The organism is Amycolatopsis kentuckyensis (assembly GCF_002155975.1).
GTDB classification, from domain to species: domain Bacteria; phylum Actinomycetota; class Actinomycetes; order Mycobacteriales; family Pseudonocardiaceae; genus Amycolatopsis; species Amycolatopsis kentuckyensis.
The window spans coordinates 1-18,327 of sequence record NZ_MUMI01000047.1 but is presented as its reverse complement, the minus strand read 5'-3'; the positions used below and the strand labels follow the sequence as shown (position 1 = coordinate 18,327).

The 18,327-nt window shown below is 72.9% G+C and carries 16 protein-coding genes; 11 read left to right on the top strand and 5 right to left on the bottom strand.

The features are described from left to right. Positions 1–70 precede the first annotated feature (70 nt). Complete coding sequence (locus CCN39_RS04970; RefSeq protein ID WP_086838794.1) at positions 71–835, top strand: polysaccharide lyase family 7 protein; 765 nt, start codon at positions 71–73, stop codon at positions 833–835. A 36-nt stretch (positions 836–871) separates the two neighbouring features. Here the strand turns inward: CCN39_RS04970 and CCN39_RS04965 are convergent, their stop codons facing one another. Beyond that, positions 872–1,894: an LLM class flavin-dependent oxidoreductase gene (locus CCN39_RS04965; RefSeq protein ID WP_086838792.1), complete on the bottom strand. Its 1,023-nt coding sequence runs from the start codon at positions 1,892–1,894 to the stop codon at positions 872–874. A 126-nt stretch (positions 1,895–2,020) separates the two neighbouring features. Between CCN39_RS04965 and CCN39_RS04960 the strand changes: the two genes are divergently transcribed. Further along, a complete protein-coding gene (locus tag CCN39_RS04960) occupies positions 2,021–2,539 on the top strand; it encodes a hypothetical protein (protein ID WP_086838790.1) in 519 nt (172 codons plus the stop codon). 148 nt (positions 2,540–2,687) lie between these two features. After that, entirely contained in the window at positions 2,688–4,352 is a 1,665-nt protein-coding gene (locus CCN39_RS04955) for an alpha/beta fold hydrolase (RefSeq protein ID WP_086838828.1), read from the top strand. Here the strand turns inward: CCN39_RS04955 and CCN39_RS04950 are convergent. After that, entirely contained in the window at positions 4,336–5,970 is a 1,635-nt protein-coding gene (locus tag CCN39_RS04950) for a DUF6461 domain-containing protein (RefSeq protein WP_086838788.1), read from the bottom strand. The two genes, CCN39_RS04955 and CCN39_RS04950, sit on opposite strands and share 17 nt — an antisense overlap. Before the next feature lie 106 nt (positions 5,971–6,076). Here CCN39_RS04950 and CCN39_RS04945 point away from each other — a divergent pair, with 106 nt between their 5' ends. Beyond that, a complete protein-coding gene (locus tag CCN39_RS04945; RefSeq protein WP_086838786.1) occupies positions 6,077–9,361 on the top strand; it encodes a DUF4132 domain-containing protein in 3,285 nt (1,094 codons plus the stop codon). Between the two features lie 408 nt (positions 9,362–9,769). Here CCN39_RS04945 and CCN39_RS04940 read toward each other — a convergent pair whose 3' ends face one another. Next, positions 9,770–10,630: an NAD-dependent epimerase/dehydratase family protein gene (locus CCN39_RS04940; RefSeq protein ID WP_086838784.1), complete on the bottom strand. Its 861-nt coding sequence runs from the start codon at positions 10,628–10,630 to the stop codon at positions 9,770–9,772. Between the two features lie 192 nt (positions 10,631–10,822). Here CCN39_RS04940 and CCN39_RS04935 point away from each other — a divergent pair, with 192 nt between their 5' ends. From CCN39_RS04935 to CCN39_RS04915, 5 genes are all read left to right on the top strand, one after another. Continuing rightward, complete coding sequence (locus CCN39_RS04935) at positions 10,823–12,217, top strand: cellulase family glycosylhydrolase (RefSeq protein ID WP_086838783.1); 1,395 nt, start codon at positions 10,823–10,825, stop codon at positions 12,215–12,217. 111 nt (positions 12,218–12,328) lie between these two features. Continuing rightward, positions 12,329–12,688 carry an ArsR/SmtB family transcription factor gene (locus tag CCN39_RS04930; RefSeq protein WP_086838781.1) on the top strand — a complete coding sequence of 120 codons (360 nt, stop codon included), beginning with the start codon at positions 12,329–12,331 and terminating at the stop codon, positions 12,686–12,688. After that, complete coding sequence (locus CCN39_RS04925) at positions 12,685–13,167, top strand: SRPBCC family protein (protein WP_086838780.1); 483 nt, start codon at positions 12,685–12,687, stop codon at positions 13,165–13,167. The genes CCN39_RS04930 and CCN39_RS04925 overlap by 4 nt, the downstream gene beginning before the upstream one ends. Continuing rightward, positions 13,164–13,715: a maleylpyruvate isomerase family mycothiol-dependent enzyme gene (locus tag CCN39_RS04920; RefSeq protein WP_086838778.1), complete on the top strand. Its 552-nt coding sequence runs from the start codon at positions 13,164–13,166 to the stop codon at positions 13,713–13,715. Before CCN39_RS04925 ends, CCN39_RS04920 begins: the two co-directional genes overlap by 4 nt. 127 nt (positions 13,716–13,842) lie before the next feature. Continuing rightward, positions 13,843–15,123 (top strand): cellulose binding domain-containing protein, encoded by a 1,281-nt coding sequence (locus tag CCN39_RS04915; RefSeq protein ID WP_086838776.1) that lies wholly within the window; start codon positions 13,843–13,845, stop codon positions 15,121–15,123. A gap of 145 nt (positions 15,124–15,268) precedes the next feature. Here the strand turns inward: CCN39_RS04915 and CCN39_RS04910 are convergent, their stop codons facing one another. Continuing rightward, on the bottom strand, positions 15,269–16,012 hold the full coding sequence (locus CCN39_RS04910; RefSeq protein WP_086838774.1) for an alpha/beta fold hydrolase: 744 nt from the start codon (positions 16,010–16,012) through the stop codon (positions 15,269–15,271). Continuing rightward, positions 16,012–16,380 carry a DUF1330 domain-containing protein gene (locus CCN39_RS04905; protein ID WP_086838772.1) on the bottom strand — a complete coding sequence of 123 codons (369 nt, stop codon included), beginning with the start codon at positions 16,378–16,380 and terminating at the stop codon, positions 16,012–16,014. Before CCN39_RS04905 ends, CCN39_RS04910 begins: the two co-directional genes overlap by 1 nt. Positions 16,381–16,451: 71 nt before the next feature. On the opposite strand from CCN39_RS04905, the gene CCN39_RS04900 reads away from it, so the two are divergent. Together CCN39_RS04900 and CCN39_RS04895 are read left to right on the top strand one after the other, a co-directional pair. Further along, entirely contained in the window at positions 16,452–17,042 is a 591-nt protein-coding gene (locus CCN39_RS04900) for a TetR/AcrR family transcriptional regulator (RefSeq protein ID WP_086838769.1), read from the top strand. Between the two features lie 32 nt (positions 17,043–17,074). Further along, positions 17,075–18,073, top strand: coding sequence for a LacI family DNA-binding transcriptional regulator (locus CCN39_RS04895; RefSeq protein ID WP_086838767.1), 999 nt, complete (start codon positions 17,075–17,077; stop codon positions 18,071–18,073). The last annotated feature ends 254 nt before the right edge of the window (positions 18,074–18,327 follow it).

Below are 18,327 nucleotides of genomic sequence, written 5' to 3'. Positions count from 1 at the left end.
AGCGCCGACCTACCGTGAGTTCCACGCCGCCGGGTTGTCCAGACCAGTTATCGCGAAAGGACACCCGACGATGCGTGTGCGCGCCTTGCTCGTCCTCCTGGCGGTCCCGGCCCTGGCCGCGGCGACCGCGTCCCCCGCACTGGCGGCGGATCCGTCCGTGGCCCCGGGCGGCAACTTCGACCTCTCGATCTGGCAGCTGCAGGAGCCGGTCGGCGCACCGGGCAAGCCGACGACCATCCCGTCGTCCCGGCTGCAGGGGCCGAACGGCTTCCAGGACAGCTACTTCTACACCGACACCCGCGACGGCGCGATGACCTTCTGGGCACCGGAGAAGGGCGTCACCACGCCGAATTCGAACTACGCGCGCTCGGAGCTGCGCGAGATGAACCGCGACGGTTCGGCCGCGAACTGGTCGCTGAGCGGCTCGCACAAGCTGAGCGCGACCCTGCGCGTGGTCTCGGTGACGTCGAACGTGTGCGTCGGCCAGGTGCACCTCGGCACCGGCGGCTCGTCGACGAAACCGCTGCTGGAGCTGTACTACCGGGCGAGCGGGGACATCGTGCTGGGCACGGAGAACTCCCCCGACGGCGGGCAGACGCCGCACACCGTCGGGCACGTCGCGCTCGGCAAGACGTGGACCTACACGATCGGCATCTCCGGCGGCAGCACCATCGACCTCACGGTCAACGGCAGCACGACGCACTACGGCATCCCGTCGTCGTTCAAGCCGTACAAGCAGTACTTCAAGGCGGGCTCGTACAACCAGTCCTCTTCGGACAGCACGACGAAGGGTGCCCGGGTCGCGTTCTACGGCCTGAAGGTCACCCACGGCTGACGAAGAGCGGCCCGGCCGCCACCGGGCCGCCGTCCCTCAGCGCCAGCCCAGCTCCGGGGCCACGTGCTTGAGGATGTTCTCCAGGACGTGCGCGTTGTAGTCGACACCGAGCTGGTTCGGGATGGTGAGCAGCAGGGTGTCCGCGGCCTGGACGGCCTCGTCCACCTTGAGCTGCCGCACGAGCTCGTCGGGCTCGCCGGCGTAGGACCGGCCGAAGATCGCGCGGGTGTTCTCGTCGATCATGCCGACCTGGTCGCGGGAGTGGCGGTCGCGGCCGAAGTAGGCGCGGTCCTGGTCGTTCGTCAGCGCGAAGATGCTGCGGCTGACCGAAACCCGGGGCTCGCGCTCGTGGCCGGCTTCGGTCCACGCCTCGCGGTAGGCCTCGATCTGCTTGCGCTGCTGGACGTGCAGCGGCTCACCCGTTTCGTCGTCCTTGAGCGTCGAGCTCTGCAGGTTCATGCCCAGCTTGGCCGCCCAGATGCTCGTCGCGTTCGAACCGGAGCCCCACCAGATGCGGTCGCGCAGGCCCGCGGAGTGCGGCTCGAGCCGCAGCAGGCCCGGCGGGTTGGCGAACATCGGCCGCGGGTTCGGCTGCGCGAAGCCGTCGCCTTCCAGGAGCTTGAGGAAGACCTCGGTGTGCTGCCGGGCCATGTCGGCGTCCGTCTCGCCCTCGCCGGGCGCATACCCGAAGTACCGCCAGCCGTCGATCACCTGCTCGGGGGATCCCCGGCTGATGCCGAGCTGGAGCCGGCCGCCGGAGATGAGGTCGGCGGCGCCCGCGTCCTCGATCATGTACAGCGGGTTCTCGTAGCGCATGTCGATCACGCCGGTGCCGATCTCGATCCTCGACGTCCGCGCGCCGATCGCCGACAGCAGCGGGAACGGGCTGGCCGCCTGCCGCGCGAAGTGGTGCACGCGGAAGTAGGCGCCGTCCACGCCGAGCTCCTCAGCGGCCACCGCCAGGTCGATCGACTGGTGCAGGAAGTCGGCGGCCGACCGGGTCTCGGAGTGCGCGCTGTCCGACCAGTGGCCGAACGACAGGAAGCCAATCTTCTTCACACCCCCTCAGACGTCCGGCGGCCGGGATTGATTCCCCGGTGTGACCGCCGTCGTTCGCTCGTTCCGGTGATTCGCCGCCCGCGCCGGGCCCGGGCGGGTACCCCGCCGGAAACGAGGAGGAGACGCATGCCCGACAACGACCTCACCGGGTTCCTGATCATCGGCCTGGTCTTCGTGCTGGCCGACGGCCAGGTCCTCTACCGCGGCGGCCGGCGCTACCTCAGCGGGCCGGACGGCGAGGAGGGGTCCGGCTCGCTGGCGTGGATGGTGGTGACCGTCTTCCACCTCGTGTCGTTCGGCGTGCTCGCCCTGCTCTCGGTGGTCGGCCCGCAGTGGTCGGGCTCGACGGCCGCGCTGGTCGGGCGGCTCGGCGTCTTCCTGCTGCTGATGGCCGTGGCCCACGTGCTCACCCTGGCCGTGCTCGCCCGCCGCCGCCAGGATCGGATCGTCGAGGAGCACTACCAGGAGCGGGACAGCGAGCCACGCGTCGCGGAGACCTACGTCCGGCCGGCCGGCGAGGTGGTCGTCGAGCCCGCGGCGGCGGATCCCGCGTGGCGCCCCGCCGTCACCCCGGTGCCCGGCCAGGACGGCCCGCACCCGCGGGTGAGCCCCGATCTCGGCAACCACGGCCCGTACCGCACCTGACCTGCCCCGCGACGTTCACCGGATCGAGCGGTCCGGGCCCGATCCGCGGTCTTCGGGCTGCCTGTCCCCCACCGGCCGTGATTGGATCTTCACGGTCGGTGCGTGAGGAAGGAAAACTGCGGTGCGAACGTCCCGGGCAGGACTGGTGGTGGCTGTTTCGGTCTTGGTGGCGGCCACGGCGCCCGCCGCCGCGACCACGCCCGACCCGCTCGCGCCGTACCGGGGACAGGAGGTCTCCTGGGGCACCTGCCCGTTCAAGCAGCGGAGCCAGCCGCGGCCGGCGCAGTGCGCGCGGATCACCGTCCCGCGCGACTGGGCGGCCCCGGCGGCCGGTGTCGACCTGCAGGTGGCGATCAGCCGGGTGCCGGCGGCCGGCGGCCGGCAGGGCGCGATCCTGGTGAACCCGGGCGGCCCCGGCGGCCGGGGCACGGCGCTCGCGGGTGCGCTGGCGGGGTTGGAACCGTCGCTGAACGAGCACTACGACATCGTCGGGATGGACCCCCGCGGCACCGGCCAGGAAGGCGGCACCGACGCCGGATACGTGTGCCGGGTGCCGCTGGGGCGGCTGCCGCAGGACGACGGCCTCGACGCCCGCGACCGCTCGGCGGCCAGCATCGCGCTGCACCAGCGGACGCCGCGCGTGCTGGCCGAGGCGTGCCAGAGCGACGCGCTCGCGCCGTTCGTCACCACCTGGCAGACCGCGCACGACATGGACCTGATCCGCACCCTGCTGGGCGACGAGAAGCTGAACTACCTCGGCTTCTCCTACGGCACCTGGCTCGGCGCGAAGTACGCGTCGCTGTTCCCGGACCGCGCCGGGAGGATGGTCCTCGACTCCAGCGTCAACTTCGAAGGCCGCCTCCAGGCCGCGTTCGAGGCGTTCCCGAAGATCGACCAGCGCCAGTTCGACCGCGTCTACGCGCCGTGGCTGGCCCGCCGGTTCCCGGAGCAGCTCGGCAAGACCGCCGGGGAGGTCCGGGCGAAGTGGGAGAAGCTGCGGGCCTACTTCAAGGCCCAGGGCGTGCCCCCCGACGTCTTCGACTCGGTCTTCGTCGGCAACGGCAGCAGCCGGCAGTGGATGACCGGGGCACTGATCCTCACCAAGGGCGCGGCGGCGCTCGACGGCAAGGCCACCCCGCCGCCCGCCGCGCTGCGCGGCGACCTCGACCGGGCGTCACGGGCGGTGTTCGGCCTCCCGGCGGACCGGCTGACCGCTGCCGACGTGGCGGCGGACCCGCCGGAGCCCGACTACGCCGATGTCCCCGGTACGCGGCTGGCCGTGGCGTGCGGCGACCAGCCGACGCGGACGGCGAGCTGGTACAAGCTGCTCAGCGACCTGCAGGGGCCGGCCTACCCGCTGTTCGGCTGGGCGTACGGGCTGAGCGAGGCGTGCGGCTTCTGGTCCGACCCGCCCCGGCAGGAGCTGCCGAAGCTCTCGGCGCGGGCCGCGAAGAACATCCTCGTCGTCCAGGGCGAGTTCGATCCGCAGACCGGCTACGAGCAGGCGGAGGCGGCAGCGCGGGCGGCCGGGATCCCGATGATCTCGGTGGCGGATTCGCCGTTCCACGGCCAGTACGCGGTCAGCGGGAATTCCTGTGTGGACGATCTGGTGAACGGCTTCTACCTCGGCGGCGCCCGGCCGGCGGCCACCATCTGCCCCGGTGTCCCGCTGCCCGGCGAGCACCAGGTGTACCCGGTGCCGGGCCCGGCGGGCGAGCCGTCCCAGGCGACGGCGCCGGCGCCCCGGGACGCCCGCTCGAACGTCCGGGAACGGCTTCAGGACGACATCAGCGCGGTCAACCGGGGTCGCTGATCCGGTACGCCACGCCGAGCCGGTCGAGGTCCTCCAGGTCTTCGGGGTACAGCCCCCGGCCGGTGAACCGCTCGACCGCGACCAGGCCCTTTTCGGTGCGGTCGCGGAAGTCCTGCAGGTCGAGGCCGGCCAGCGCGGCGATGACCTCCGCGTCCGGGGACGGCTCGCTCAGGCCCGGCTCGAACGAAGCGAGGACTTCGCCGCCGCGGGCGAAGGACAGGCGCGTCACCGCGTTGACGTTCCAGAACATGCTCGCCGCCCGGCCGGCGCGGGACGCCGCGGTGAGCACGGGCGCGCGGGAGCCGTAGTAGCCGTTTTCCTCGATCGCCACGACGACGCCGTCGAGGTCCAGGACCTCGACCCACGGGTCCGCGTACGCCTCGCGCCACTCCTCCGGGGGCTCGGGCCGGGCCGGATCGGCGCCGAACGCGCGGATGACCTCCTCGGCCGGCAGGCCGGTCACCACCGTGACCGTCGCCGCCACCGTCAGCCGGGACCGGCCGATCCAGCGGTACTGCGCCTCGGGCCGGGCCACCACCGGCGGCTCGGGCTCGCCGCGCAGGCGGTGGCCGAGGCGGTCGGCGCGGGCGTGCACCCGCGGCGGCTCCGGCGGCGCCGCCCAGATCCAGAGGTCGTAGCCTTCGGTTTCGGGATCGTCGCGCCCGTACGCGTGCACGCGGACGCGGTAGTCGCCGGGCCACGGCGGCGTCGTCACCCTCCCGCCCACACCGGCCGAGCCGTGCGCCGCCCGCCAGCTGAGGTCGACGACTTCTTCCCAGCCCAGGGTTTCCGCCGTGACGGGCGGCTCGGCCAGCACGCGGATGCCGACCCGGACCGCGCCGTTCTCCGTGCCGGTGCGGACGACCACGCCGCTGTCGGTGACCTCTGCGAGGCCGTTGTCCGCGAAGTCCCCGAAGGCGGGGAGGCCGCCCTCGGTCAAGGCGAAGACGTGGTCGCGGACCTCGACGGACGTGCTCCCGGACTGCGGCAGCCGGTACTCGGCGCGTTCCTTGTCCCGCAGCGCGCGTTCGTACCCGGCAGGCATCGGTTTCGCGCGCAGCACGTTCGCGGTCACGCCGAGCGCCGTCCCGACGATGCCCGCGACTCCGGGGCTGCCGGCTTCGCGGGCGGCGATCGTCGTGGTCACCAGCGCGATCGCGAGGTGGTGCGCGCCGTGGCCGGCCGCGATCGTCGCTTCGTCACCTTCGACCTCGAGGGGGATTTCGTCCGCCAAGCCGGTGGTCAACACCGCGGCCAAGTCGAGGAGACCGGGCCGGAGCTGGTGCAGCAACCGCGTCTCCCGCAGGGCTTCCGCTTCGCTGTCGGAGGTGAGGAAGCCGAACGTGCCGTCCGGCGGCGGCTTCAGCGCGGCCGTGACGGGAGGCGCCGGGATCTCGAGCGATGCCAGCGGCAGCTCCACCGCTCCGTGCACGCGCTCGACCACCCACGTCGGCAGGGTTCTGAGCGACTTCAGCACGTCGTGCTCGGGGCTGTCCGGGAACGACCGGCGATGCGGCTCCGATCGCAGCCGGCCCAGCGCCGCGGCGGGCGCGGGCGGGATCACGGCGCGGACGGCCGGCACGACGGCGGCCACGGCGGCGGCAAGGTTCTCCCCCATGCGCCCCACTGTGCCAGAAATCGCGGCTCCAGCTGCGGATCTCCGGAAATTGTCGGACCCCTCCCGTAGCCTTCGGCCCAGCATCGACCGACTTTGGGGGGCAGCAGTGAGCGAGACCTTCGTCCCGGATCCCGGCTGGAGACCGCACGTCCACGTGCGGCGCGGCGGGTGGTTCCCGCCGGACGCCGAACCGGCGGCGGACGCGGTCGCCTGGTGGCGGGCCGCGGTGGCCGGGGACTTGGCGACGGCCGCGCTGGGGAATCCGCAGAGCGACCCGGAACTGGTCACCGCCGCGCGGGCGGGCGATGAGGACGTGCTGGGCGCGGCCGTCCTGGCGGAGCTGCTGCGGAGCGGCCTGCGCCGGAAATCCGGCGGGCAGCAGGAGCTGTGGCGGATCGCCGACGCGTGGTGGGCGCGGGGGCCCGCATTCGCGGTCCGGGCCGCGGCCGCCATGACCCAGGTCGTCCACGCCGACCACTACCACGACGGAACCGCGCTGCTGCAACGGTGGACGCCTTCGTGCCGGTACTTCCGTCCCGGAGACCACCCGCTGTTCCGGCGGCTGCGCGCGCTCCTCGCGGCCACCGGCGACGCGGGCTACGAGGCGGCGACGACGGCGCTGGCCGCGTGCCGGGCCGATCCGGCCGGCAAGGTAGTGGCCTCCTACCTGGTCCCCACGCGCGAAGACTGGGCCGGCGAACTGGTGGCGGAAGCGCGGCCACTCCCGGATTACGCCTTCGACTGGCTGTCGGTGCTGCAGGCACTGTCCACGCCGGACCAGCTCGAAGCGGTGCCGATCGCGGTACTCCAGTGGTGCCTGCGGCACGAAGAGGTCCGCTGCACGCTGCTCGACGCGATGGGGGCCGCTGCGGCGCCCGCGTTCGCCCGCGCCACCGACGCCGATCCCGGCGGCGGCGACTCCCGCAAGCTCCTGCTGTCCCTGCTGGCCGACCTGCCCGGCGACGAACCGTTCGAGCTGCTCGTGGCGCGGCTCGGGCAGAAACACGTGCACCCGTTCGTCACCGCCGCGATGGCCCGCACCCCGGAGCGCGCGGTCCGGCTGCTGGCGCGGGGCGCCACCGCCCGAGCGGGTTACGCCGAGGAAGCGGGTTTCCTGTTGCGCGGCCACGTCGCGGCCCACCCGAAGCTTGCGGCCGAGGTGCTCCCCCACCTCGAAGGCGAAGAGCGCGCGCTGGTCGAACGCGCCCTGGCGGGCGAAGAGCGGCTGCCGGCCGTGGCCGAGGAGGCGCTACCGCCGGTGCTCGCGGACCCGCCGTGGGCTTCGAACCACCCCCGGCGGGAGCCCACTGTCCTCAGTGGACTGAGCGTCCCGGCCGAGCCGAAACTGGCGTGGGCGGAGGGAGAACAGGCCGAGTGGGCGGCGTGGCACACGCGGCTGCACCGGGGCCTGTACGGCGGCTGGCAGCGCGCGGCCGAACAGTACGACGCCGGGAAGCTGTACCGGTCGGACGCGTCGACCCTGTTCGTCCAGGCCCCCGAGGCCTGGGTGCGCGAGCGGCTGGCGGCGTGGCGCCCGGCCGAGGCGGGGGACGGGGAAATCTGGGGCCGCGTCCTGGCGAGCCGGTACGGGCTGCTCGCCTACCGGCCACTGCTGGCGATGGCGGCGGCGAACCCGGGGCAGCGCGGCGAAGTGCTGCTGCCGTACGTGAGCCCGGAGATCGCCCTGCTCATGGCGGACTGGCTGGTCCGGCTGAAGAAAGCCCGGGAGGTCGCGCTGGCCTGGCTCGGCCGGCACCTCGCCGACGCCACGAGGTTCCTGGTCCCGGTGGCCCTCGGGCCGGTCGGTACGAACAGGCGCACCGCCGAGGCGGCGCTGCGTGTGCTGGCGAAGAGCGGGCACGAAGCGGCGGTGTCCGCAGCGGCCGCCCACCACGGCGCGGAAGCGGCCGGGGCCATCGCCGAACTGCTCGTCACCGACCCCCTGGAAGTCCTGCCGGTGCGCCTGCCGGTCCCCGGCGCGTGGGCGGATCCGGCGGTGCTGCCCCAGATCCGCGTCCGCGGCGGCGAGCAGGCACTGCCCGACCGGGTGATCCCGCACGTGCTCATGCTGCTCGCCCTGTCGAAGCCCGACGAGGTCTACCCGGGATTGGCGCAGCTGCGCGAGGTCGGCGACGAGGCTTCGCTGGCGGAGTTCGCGTGGGCGCTGTTCGGCCGCTGGCGGGCCGCGGACTACCCGGCCAAGGACAGCTGGGTGCTCACCGCACTGGGCCTCCTCGGCGACGACACCGTGGTGCGGGAGCTGAGCCCGCTGATCCGCGCGTGGCCGGGCGAAGGCGGGCACGCCCGGGCGACGGCCGCTCTCGACGTCCTGGCGGGCATCGGCACGGACTTTGCGTTGCTGCACCTGAATTCCATCGCACAGAAGGTGAAGTTCAAGGCGCTCAAGCTCCGGGCCCAGGAGAAGATCGCCGCCGTCGCCGAAGGGCTCGGCTTGTCGGCCGAGCAACTGGCCGACCGCCTGGTGCCGACACTCGGCCTCGACGAGGCAGCCACAGCGGTGATCGACTACGGCCCCCGCCGGTTCGTGGTCGGCTTCGACGAGCAGCTCAAACCGTACGTCACCGACCCGGACGGCAAACCCCGCAAAGCACTGCCGAAACCCGGCGCCAAGGACGACACCGAACTCGCGGCAGCGGAGTACAAACGCTTCACGGCGCTGAAGAAGGACGTCCGCGCGGTCGCGGCGGAGCAGATCCCCCGCCTGGAGTCGGCGATGGTCCTGGGCCGCCGCTGGCCGGCGGCGGAGTTCACCGAGCTGCTGGCCGGCCACCCACTGCTGGTCCACGTGGTCCGCCGCCTGGTCTGGCGCACCACGGCGGGCCGAACGTTCCGCTGCGCGGAGGACGGCACGTACGCCGACGTCCACGACGAGCAGTACCTCCTCCCGGAGACGGCCGAGGTAGGGGTGGCCCACCCCCTGCAGTTCGCCGACGAGCTGCCGGCCTGGTCGGCGCTGTTCGCGGACTACGAGATCCTCCAGCCGTTCCCCCAGCTGGGCCGCCCGTCGGCGCACCTGGAGGAAGCGGAGCGATCGGCGCAGAGACTGAAGAGGTTCGAGAACCGCACGGTCCCGACGGGCAAGCTCCTGGGCCTGACGAAGAGAGGCTGGCACCGAGGCCCAGTCCTGGACAACGGCCTGGAGGGCTGGCTGCTCCGCCCCACCCCCGGCGGCGGAGCGGTGGTGGTGAACCTCGACCCGGGCATCCTGGTCGGGCTGCCGGCCGAGGAACCCGAGCAGAAGCTCACGGACATCTGGCTGGACGAGAAGGGAGAGGGAGCCTGGAGCCCCCAAGGAACAAGAGCATTCGGCGAACTGGACCCGGTGACGGCCTCGGAACTCCTGGCCGAGCTGACCGACCTGACCCAATGAGCGCGCCACCGACCAGGGTCGGCCCGCATCCGAAGGAGGTTGCGGTGTAACGCTTTCGCCCCCAAATGGCCGGACGAGCCGGGCGGGCCGGGCCGACCAAGCCGGACGGGCCGAGCCGGGCCAGGCGAGCGGACCGACCAGGCCCGGCAAGCCGGGCGAGCCGAGCCGCGCGAGCCGAGCGGGCCGGTCAGGCCCGACCGCCGGGCCAGGCGAGCCGAGCGGGCCGATCAGCCCCGACGGCGGGTCCGGGCGAGCCGAACCGAGCCGGCCGATCAGGCCCGGCAAGCCGCGCGAGCCGGTCAGGCGAGCCGAGCCGAGCCGGGCGAGCCGGTCAGGCCCGGCGAACCGAGCCAGGCGAGCCGAGCCAGGCGAGCCGAGCCGAGACCGCCGTCGAAGCCGCCTGCTGGCTCAAGCGGGCCCTCCCAGGGGAGCCCGAGAGCCGAGCACCCGCAGCGGATCCAGGTACTCCGGCTCCCACCCCAGCTCCCGCCGCGCCTTGGCCGGGCTGAACTCCTGGTCGAGCGCGAACGCGTCCGCGATCGGCCCCATCGTGGCCCGCGCCTGTTCCAGGGTGATCGACACCGTCTTCCCCTCCAGCCCCGCGGCATGCGCGCACGCCTCGGCCACCTGCCTCGCCGCCGGGTTCACCCCGCCGACCCCCACGTAGACCGATCCCGGCTCGGCCGCCAGCGCCGCCACGTACAACCGGGCGAGGTCGTCGACGTGGATCAGCGCCCAGTGGTTTGCGCCGTCGCCGATGTACGGGATCGCTCCGCTTCTCCTGCCCGGCTGGACGAAGAACGCGTCGATCAGGCGGTTTTCGCCGCCGTACAGCAATCCCGGCTGCACGATCACCGGGTGCGCCGCCCGTGCCAGCACCGCCTCCTCCACCGGCTTGCGCCAGGCCACCACCGCCGGGGGGTTCCACGGCGCCGTCTCGTCCCGCACCCCGCCGGTGTCGCCGTACACCCACGTGCCGCCCGTGTGCACGTACGGCCCGCCTCCGCTCAACGCCGTGGCCGCGGCGAGGTCCTCCTCCCCCGAGGTCGCCTGCGCCAGGTGGATCACCGCCTCCGCCCGGCCGGCGGCATCCGCGAGGACGCCGAGATCGGCGAGACCGCCGCGGACGGCCTTCGCCCCGGCCGCCACGACGGCCGCCTCCGCTCGGTCCGTGCGGGCCAGTGCCTCGACGGTGTGGCCCGCCCGCGCCAGCTCCGCGATCGTGGCCCGGCCGATGTAGCCGGATCCGCCGGTCAGAAAGACCTTCATGCCTGCTCCTTTCGAATACTCCGTCACTCTCCCTCCGGCCGGCGGGCGCCGTCCAAGACCTCTTCCGGCGCCAGTGATACCCGCAGGGCATCAGGGCCGGGCCTCTTGACGACGGCCCGCGCCGGATGTTCTCATTCCTGGGAGCGCTCCCAGTCCGTCGAAACACTCGAACACCGGAGCAAAGGGAGTTCAATGAAGCGCTCCATCGCTGCGCTGGCGGCCGCCGGCGCGACGGTTCTCGGCTGCACCGCCGTACTGGCCATCCCCCAGGCCTCGGCCGCCGCGCAGGGCTGCCGGGTCGACTACACCGTCACCAACCAGTGGCAGGGCGGGTTCCAGGCCGGCGTCAAGGTCACCAATCTGGGCGACGCCATCACCGGCTGGTCGCTCGAGTTCCGCTTCCCCGACGCCGGGCAGAAGGTCGCCCAGGGCTGGAACGCCACCTGGTCGCAGTCCGGCGCGACCGCGACCGCGGCCAACGCCGACTGGAACCGGACCCTCGCGACGGGTGCCGCCACCGATCTCGGCTTCACCGGCACCACGACCGGCGCCAACCCGATCCCGACGTCCTTCACCCTGAACGGCGTCACCTGTACGGGGTCGACGACACCCACCACCACGCCGACCACACCCACGACCACCACCACGCCCTCCCCCGGCGGCACGCCGCTCGCCGCGAACGGGCAGCTGCACGTCTGCGGCGTCCACCTGTGCAACGAGGCGAACCGGGCGATCCAGCTGCGCGGCATGAGCACGCACGGCCTCCAGTGGTTCGACTCCTGCTACAACGACGCCTCCCTGAACGCCCTGGCGAACGACTGGCACGCCGACCTGCTCCGCATCGCCATGTACGTCCAGGAAAAGGGCTACGAGACCAACCCCGCCTGGTTCACCGACCGGGTCAACAGCCTCGTCGGCGAGGCCGAGGAACGCGGCATGTACGCGATCATCGACTTCCACACCCTCACCCCGGGCGACCCGAACTACAACCTCGACCGCGCCAAGACGTTCTTCGCGGCGGTGGCCGCGCGCAACGCGGCCCGGAAGAACGTGATCTACGAGATCGCCAACGAACCCAACGGTGTCAGCTGGGGCGCCATCAAGAGCTACGCCGAGCAGGTCATCCCGGTGATCCGCGCCGCCGACCCGGACGCCGTCGTGATCGTCGGCACCCGCGGGTGGTCGTCGCTCGGCGTTTCCGACGGCTCCAGCGAAACCGAGATCCTCAACAACCCCGTCAACGCCACGAACATCATGTACACGTTCCACTTCTACGCCGCCAGCCACAAGGACAACTACCGCTCCACGGTGAGCCGGGCGGCCGCGAGGCTGCCGCTGTTCGTCACGGAGTTCGGCACGGTGACCGCCACCGGCGGCGGCACGCTCGACCAGGCGAGCACCACGGCCTGGCTCGACCTGCTCGACCAGCTGCAGATCAGCTACGCGAACTGGACGTACTCCGACGCCGACGAAAGCAGCGCCGCGCTGCGCCCGGGCACCTGTGCGGGCAGCGACTACGGCAGCGGCCGGCTGACCGCTTCCGGCGCCCTGGTGCGGAGCCGGATCGACACGCCCGACCACTTCTGAGCGCCGGGCGGGGTTCCGCAGCCGGAACCCCGCCCTTTCTCAACCGCCGGGTTGACAACGTGCCGGACGACGCTCTACGGTCCTATTCAACCGAAGAGTTGAGGAAGACCGGTGGACGAAGACAGCGAACGGCTCAACCGCGTGTTCGCGGCCCTGGCCGACCCGACGCGGCGCGATCTGGTGGCCCGGCTGGCCGGCGCGGACGCGACCGTGGGCGAACTGGCCGAGCCGTACGACATGAGCCTGCAGGCCGTCTCCAAGCACGTGAAGGTGCTGGAGGAGGCCGGGCTGGTGACGCGCAGCAAGGACGCCCAGCGCCGTCCGGTCCACCTGGATGCCGAGGTGTTCGACCTGATGACCAAGTGGATCGAGCGGTACCGGCGGCAGGCCGAGGAGCGCTACCGGCGCCTCGACGCCCTGCTGGGCCGCATGAGCGGCGGCGAAACCCGCTCCCGGAAGGACGCGTCATGACCATGACCCAGCACGAAACCGAAATCCTGGCCGACGAGAAGGTCCCGACGATCCGGCTCGTCCGGGAGTTCGACGCCGCGCCCGAGCAGGTGTTCCGGGCTCACGTCGACCCCGAGCTGTACGCGCAGTGGGTCGGGCCGCACTCGGTCACCACGCGGATCACGAAATGGGATGCGCGCACGGGTGGCGAATGGGCCTTCGCCAACGACCGCGGCGGCGAGGAGATCGCCGCTTTCCACGGCAGCTTCCACGAAGTGCGGCCGAACGAGCGGATCGTGTGGACGTTCACCTACGACGGCGAGCCCGACGGCGTCGCGCTGGAAACGCTGACCCTGGAAGAAATCGAGGGCGGCCGCACCCGGCTGCGGGTGCTGAGCGTGGTCCAGGACTTCGCCACCCGCGACGGCATGCTGGCCAGCGGCATGGACGTCGGGGTCAACGAGGGGTACGCCAAGCTCGACGAACTGCTCGCCCGATGACCCCGGCCCGGCAGCACGCCTCCGAAGCCGCCCGCTTCACCGAACTGGTCGAATCGGCTTCGGCCGGCGACTGGGCACGCCCGGCACCGGTGGCGGAGTGGACGGCCCTCGACGTCGTCCGGCACCTGGTCGAATGGCCGCGCGGCTTCCTCCGCGGCGCGGGGATCGAACTCCCCGCACTGGCGGTCGACGCCGACCCGGCCGGGACCTGGAAGCAGCACGTCGCCGACATCCAGGCCATCCTCGACGAGCCCGCCGGGCGCGTGCTCAGCAATCCGCACACCGGCGACCGGCCGGTGGACGAGGCGATCGACCAGTTCTACACGGGCGATGTCTGGCTGCATTCGTGGGATCTCGCCAAGGCTCTCGGCCGCGAACCCGACCTCGGCGAGCAGCGTTGCGCGGAAGCGCTGGCGGCGATGCGGCCGATGGAGCACCTGCTGCGCGACAGCGGCCAGTTCGGCCCGGCGGTGCCGGTGGACGACGGTGCTTCGGCCCAGGACAAGCTGATGGGATTTCTCGGCCGCGACCCCGCCTGGCGCCCCTGAGTTCGGCACGGCCGCAGGCCGCCGATTGACAAACGGCGGGTGCGCGGGGGACTCTGGGAGCGCTTCCAGACGACGCCGCCGGGGCCGCTTCCGCCTGCCGCGGTACCGCAGGGCGGAAGGAGAGTCCATGGGGTCCGTCTCCCGCCGGCCGGGCGTGCTCGCCGTGATCGCCGTGCTCGTCGTGGGTGTTTCCGTGGTGTGGCCCTGGAAGTCGGGTGCCGCCCCGGCCGCGCCCACGACGGGCAACGCGACCCACTTCGACGCGCTCGGCGCCCCGTACGGCGGCTGCGGCCTGCCGCAGGACATGCTCGATTCGCCGGATTTCGTCGCCCTCAACGTCTACAACACCCCCGGCGACTACGGCTTCTACCCGCGGCCGATCCCCCCTTCGCAGGCCGCGAAGATCGGCCTGTGGGACAACGGCCGCAACTGCGGGCGGTTCGTGCAGGTCACGATCGGCGAGTACTGCACCGGCGTCAACGACGGCGCTCCGGGGCAACCGTTCTGCCGCAACGGGTCCTGGGTGACCGACGGTTACGCCGGTGCCCAGCTGACCATGGTCGTGGCGGACAGCTGCGGCGACTCGAACGCCTGGTGCCGCGACGATCCCGGGCACCTCGACCTGTCGACCGCGTCGCTCAACCGGTTCGTGAAGAACGGCGCCCCGGTCGGGGACATGAACCCCGGGCACTGGAACAACCGGCGGGTCTCGTGGTCCTACGTGGCCGCCCCGAACTACACCGGCGACCTGAAACTCGGATTTCTCCAAGGGGCGCAACGGTATTGGACGGCCATCGCGGTGTCGCACCTGCCCAACGGCGTCCACGGCGTGGAGTTCCTCGGCGCGGACGGCAGCTGGCAGCAGGCGCAGCCGGACAGTGACCTCGGACAGGCGTTCATCATCGGCCCGGCCGCCACGGCGGGCACCGCGTACGCGATCCGCGTCCGGGACGCGAGCGACGCGCTCGTCAACGACGGCCGCGTCTACCGCTTCACGCTGCCGGACCAGTGCCTTTCGGGGTGCGCGGCCGCCTACACCGGCATCAGTTACACGACCGGGACCAGCACGCCCACCACGACGCCGACGACTCCGACCACGCCCGCCGGGGCATCGTGCTCGGCGACCTCCGCGGTCACGTCCACGTGGACCGGCGGTCACCAGCTGGAGTTCACAGTGAAGAACACCGGCTCGACCGCGCTGGCCGGGTGGACGACGGCGTTCTCGTTCGCGGGCAGCCAGCAGGTGACCAACTCGTGGAACGCGGTGCCGGCCCAGACGGGCCAGCAGGTGCGGGCGGCCAACCAGACCTACAACGGAACGCTGGCCCCCGGCGCGACGACGACCTGGGGAGCCGTCGCGACCGGCGAGGCCCAGCCCCTGGCCGGATTGGCTTGCACCGCCCGCTGAGCTCAAGGGGCGGTGCCACGGACCCGGTCGGTCGGCACCGCGGCCGCACCGGCCCGCAAACCGGCACGGCGAGCACCGCCCCTGAATCTCAGCCCGCGGCCGCACCGGCCCGCGAACCGGCACGGCAAGCACCGCCCGCTGAGCCTCAGCCGACAGTCGCCCAGAAGCCGGTCAGTGCCGCGGCAGCGCGGGCCGGCTCGTGGGTCATCCACCAGTGCCCCAGGCCTTCGAGGACAGCGATCCTGGCGCCGGCCCGGGCGGCCGCCCGGCGGCGTTGTTCTTCGGTGCCGGCGACGTGGTCGGCCGTGGCCACGATGGCCAGGCCCGGCCGGGCCGCCGCGCGCTCCAGTGGCAGGCCCAGGCCGGGGTCGCCCGCGGACCGGTACACGGTCAGCACCGCCCGGCCCATCCCCTCGTCCTGGCCCGCCGCCACGCGGGCCGCGACCGCGCGGCCCATGCCTCGCTCCACCAGCACCGCCGTCCGCGCTTCGGCCGTGCCGCCGAACCGGGCCGCCACGTCGGCCTCGCCGAGGCCGGGCGTCCGCCAGCGGCGGGCCAGCTCGTGCCATTCGTAGCCCGGGTCGTACATCCCGAGCGCGTCGCTGACCCAGCTGCGGACGAGATCCGGGCGGCTCAGCACGACGTTCACCACGTGCCCGCCGCCGAGGTCGTGCCCCACCAGGTCCACCGGTTCGCCGAACGCCTCGAGCTCGCCGGCCAGCCAGTCGCGGTAGTCCGCGCGGCCGGCCCCGAACCCGGCGGGCAGGGGCGCGCCGAAACCGGGCGGCGACAGGCAGACCAGGTCCGAGCGCGCCGGGGCGAGCTCGGCCAGCAGCAGGTCCCAGACCGCCGCCGTTTCGGGGTTGCCGTGGACGAACACCGCGGGCATCAGGCCGCCACCGGCGTCGTCGGCTGCAGGACCGACTCCACCAGTGCCTCGGTGCGCAGGTGGGTGATCGCCTGGTACTCGGGGTCGCGGACCATGGCCGCGAAGGCCTGCCGGTCCGGGTAGCGGACGAGCACCACCATGTCCCAGGCCTGCCCGTCCTCGGCGACGAGCGCCGGGCCGCCGGCACCGAGGTACTCGACCTCCAGGCCGTAGCGGGCGTTGAGTCCGCGGCGGAGGGCTTCGGCGTAGCGCTGGTAGCTCTCGCGGCCGCCGTCCGGGCGGAACCGCAGCAGGTTCAGCATCACGACCGGGCCGCCGGGGTCGTCCGCAAGCAGGGCGTCGAGGGCACGGTCTTCGATTTCGATCATCAGGACCTCCTGGCCGCCAGCTTACACATACTTGTTGGTCGACACGCAAGTTAGTTTGGTAGGCTCCGATCATGCGCCGCACCCAGCAGGAACGCCGCGACCAGGCCGAAGCCGCACTCCTGACCGCCGCCGCCGAACTCGTCGTCGAGCAGGGCGTTCGGTCGCTGACGCTCGCCCGCGTCGGGGAACGCGCCGGGTACAGCCGCGGCATCGTCACCCACCACTTCGGCGGGAAGCAGGCACTGGTCGAACGGCTGGCGCGGGCCACGCAGACCGGGTTCGTCCCGGGTCTCGAGGACCTCCCGCCCGGCCTCGACCGCCTGCTGCGGCTGATCGACGGCTACCTCGGCGAGCTCGGCCGGATCGGCGTGTTCAACCAGGCTTTCCTGCTGCTGTGGGCGGAAGCCGCCACCCAGCCGGACCTGGCCCCGATCTTCCGCGAGCGGGACGCCGCCTTCCGCGCCGACCTGCGCGAGGACGTCGAAGCCGGCATCGCGGACGGCAGCATCGGCGCGGACGCCGGCGCGGCCGAGGTCGCGACCGCCGTCGTCGGGCAGCTGCGCGGGATCGCGCTGCAGCGGCTGCTCGATCCGGGGAGCGTCGACACCGAGGCGCTGCGCCGGAGCGTCACCGGCCAGTGGCGCCGCGCCCTGACCCCTTAGGCTCGGCGTCTTACCCGGAGGGAGGCGACGGCGTGACCGAACGCGGACGGCTGCCGCGCGTCAAGCGCGTGACGATCGAGGACGTGGCCCGGGAGGCCGGCGTCGGGCGGCAGACGGTGTCGCGCGCCCTGCGCGACCTGCCGGAGATCGCCCCGGACACCCGCGAGCGCGTGCTGGCGGCGGCGACCCGGCTGGGCTACCGGCCGAGCGCACTGGCCAAGGGCATGCGCACCCAGCGCTCGGACGTCATCGCGCTGATCGTCTCCGACATCGCGAACCCGTTCTACCCGGCCGTGGCGCGCGGGGTGTACGACGCGGCGGAGGCGGCCGGCTGCAGCGTCGTGCTGTACAACACCGACGCCGACCCGGGCCGGGAACGCGACGCCATCGAGGACGCCCTCGCCCGCTCCGCGCGCGGGGTCGTCGGCTTCTTCTACGGCACCCCGGACGACGTCCTCGCGGACTACGCGCGCTCGGTCCCGCTGGTGGTCGCCGACCGGGAGCTGCCGGCGGAGGTGGCGGCGTCGGTGAGCAACGACTTCGCGGCCGGCACCGCGGCGGCGGTGGAGCTGCTCGCCCGGCGGCCGGACGCGTGCCTCGGCATGCTGGACAGCTCGGTCGGCGTCGCGGTCGACGAGCGGCGGCTGGCCTTCGTCACGGCGTGCGCGGCGCTGGGCTTCGGCGACGTCTCGGCGCGGATCGTCCAGGGACCGCCGACCATCCCGGGCGGCACGGAAGCGACCCGGCAGCTGCTGGCGGCGTGGCCCGGGGTCAACGGGATCTTCGCGTTCAACGACCTGATGGGGATCGGGGCGGTCCAGGCGGTGCTCGCGCGCGGGGGCGAGGTGCCGCGGGACTGCGCGGTGGTCGGCTTCGACGACCTGGAGATGTCGGCGTACCTGAACCCGCCGCTCAGCACGGTCCGGATCGACAAGTACGACCACGGCCAGGCGCTGGTCCGGGCCCTGCTGGCGGACACCGTGGACCGGATCTCGCTGCCGGTTTCGCTGATCACCCGCGCGACCGCCTGAATCGAATCGGCCGAGAACCGCCCTTGACGGGGTCGCACCCCGGTGCGCATACTCCCCGGGAACACCGGCCGGGAACATTCCCGGGAACGTTCCCGAGCAACGGCGCGAAAGGAGGCGGCGACATGGGCGGCACTCCGTGGGCAGCTGGGCCGGGCCGTCGCCGCAGGTCCCGCCGGTCCACAGTGGACTGCCGGCCCCGCGCCGCGAGGTCTCCGCTGAAGCGCACGCCACCTCCGATGCCCGGACCACCGCGC

Excerpts from the sequence above, each read along its gene's own strand:
- CCN39_RS04970 (WP_086838794.1), top strand. The coding sequence starts at position 71 with ATGCGTGTGCGCGCCTTGCTCGTCCTCCTGGCGGTCCCGGCCCTGGCC.
- CCN39_RS04960 (WP_086838790.1), top strand. The coding sequence starts at position 2,021 with ATGCCCGACAACGACCTCACCGGGTTCCTGATCATCGGCCTGGTCTTC.
- CCN39_RS04950 (WP_086838788.1), bottom strand. The coding sequence starts at position 5,970 with ATGGGGGAGAACCTTGCCGCCGCCGTGGCCGCCGTCGTGCCGGCCGTC.
- CCN39_RS04940 (WP_086838784.1), bottom strand. The coding sequence starts at position 10,630 with ATGAAGGTCTTTCTGACCGGCGGATCCGGCTACATCGGCCGGGCCACG.
- CCN39_RS04935 (WP_086838783.1), top strand. The coding sequence starts at position 10,823 with ATGAAGCGCTCCATCGCTGCGCTGGCGGCCGCCGGCGCGACGGTTCTC.
- CCN39_RS04925 (WP_086838780.1), top strand. The coding sequence starts at position 12,685 with ATGACCATGACCCAGCACGAAACCGAAATCCTGGCCGACGAGAAGGTC.
- CCN39_RS04920 (WP_086838778.1), top strand. The coding sequence starts at position 13,164 with ATGACCCCGGCCCGGCAGCACGCCTCCGAAGCCGCCCGCTTCACCGAA.
- CCN39_RS04915 (WP_086838776.1), top strand. The coding sequence starts at position 13,843 with ATGGGGTCCGTCTCCCGCCGGCCGGGCGTGCTCGCCGTGATCGCCGTG.
- CCN39_RS04910 (WP_086838774.1), bottom strand. The coding sequence starts at position 16,012 with ATGCCCGCGGTGTTCGTCCACGGCAACCCCGAAACGGCGGCGGTCTGG.
- CCN39_RS04905 (WP_086838772.1), bottom strand. The coding sequence starts at position 16,380 with ATGATCGAAATCGAAGACCGTGCCCTCGACGCCCTGCTTGCGGACGAC.
- CCN39_RS04900 (WP_086838769.1), top strand. The coding sequence starts at position 16,452 with ATGCGCCGCACCCAGCAGGAACGCCGCGACCAGGCCGAAGCCGCACTC.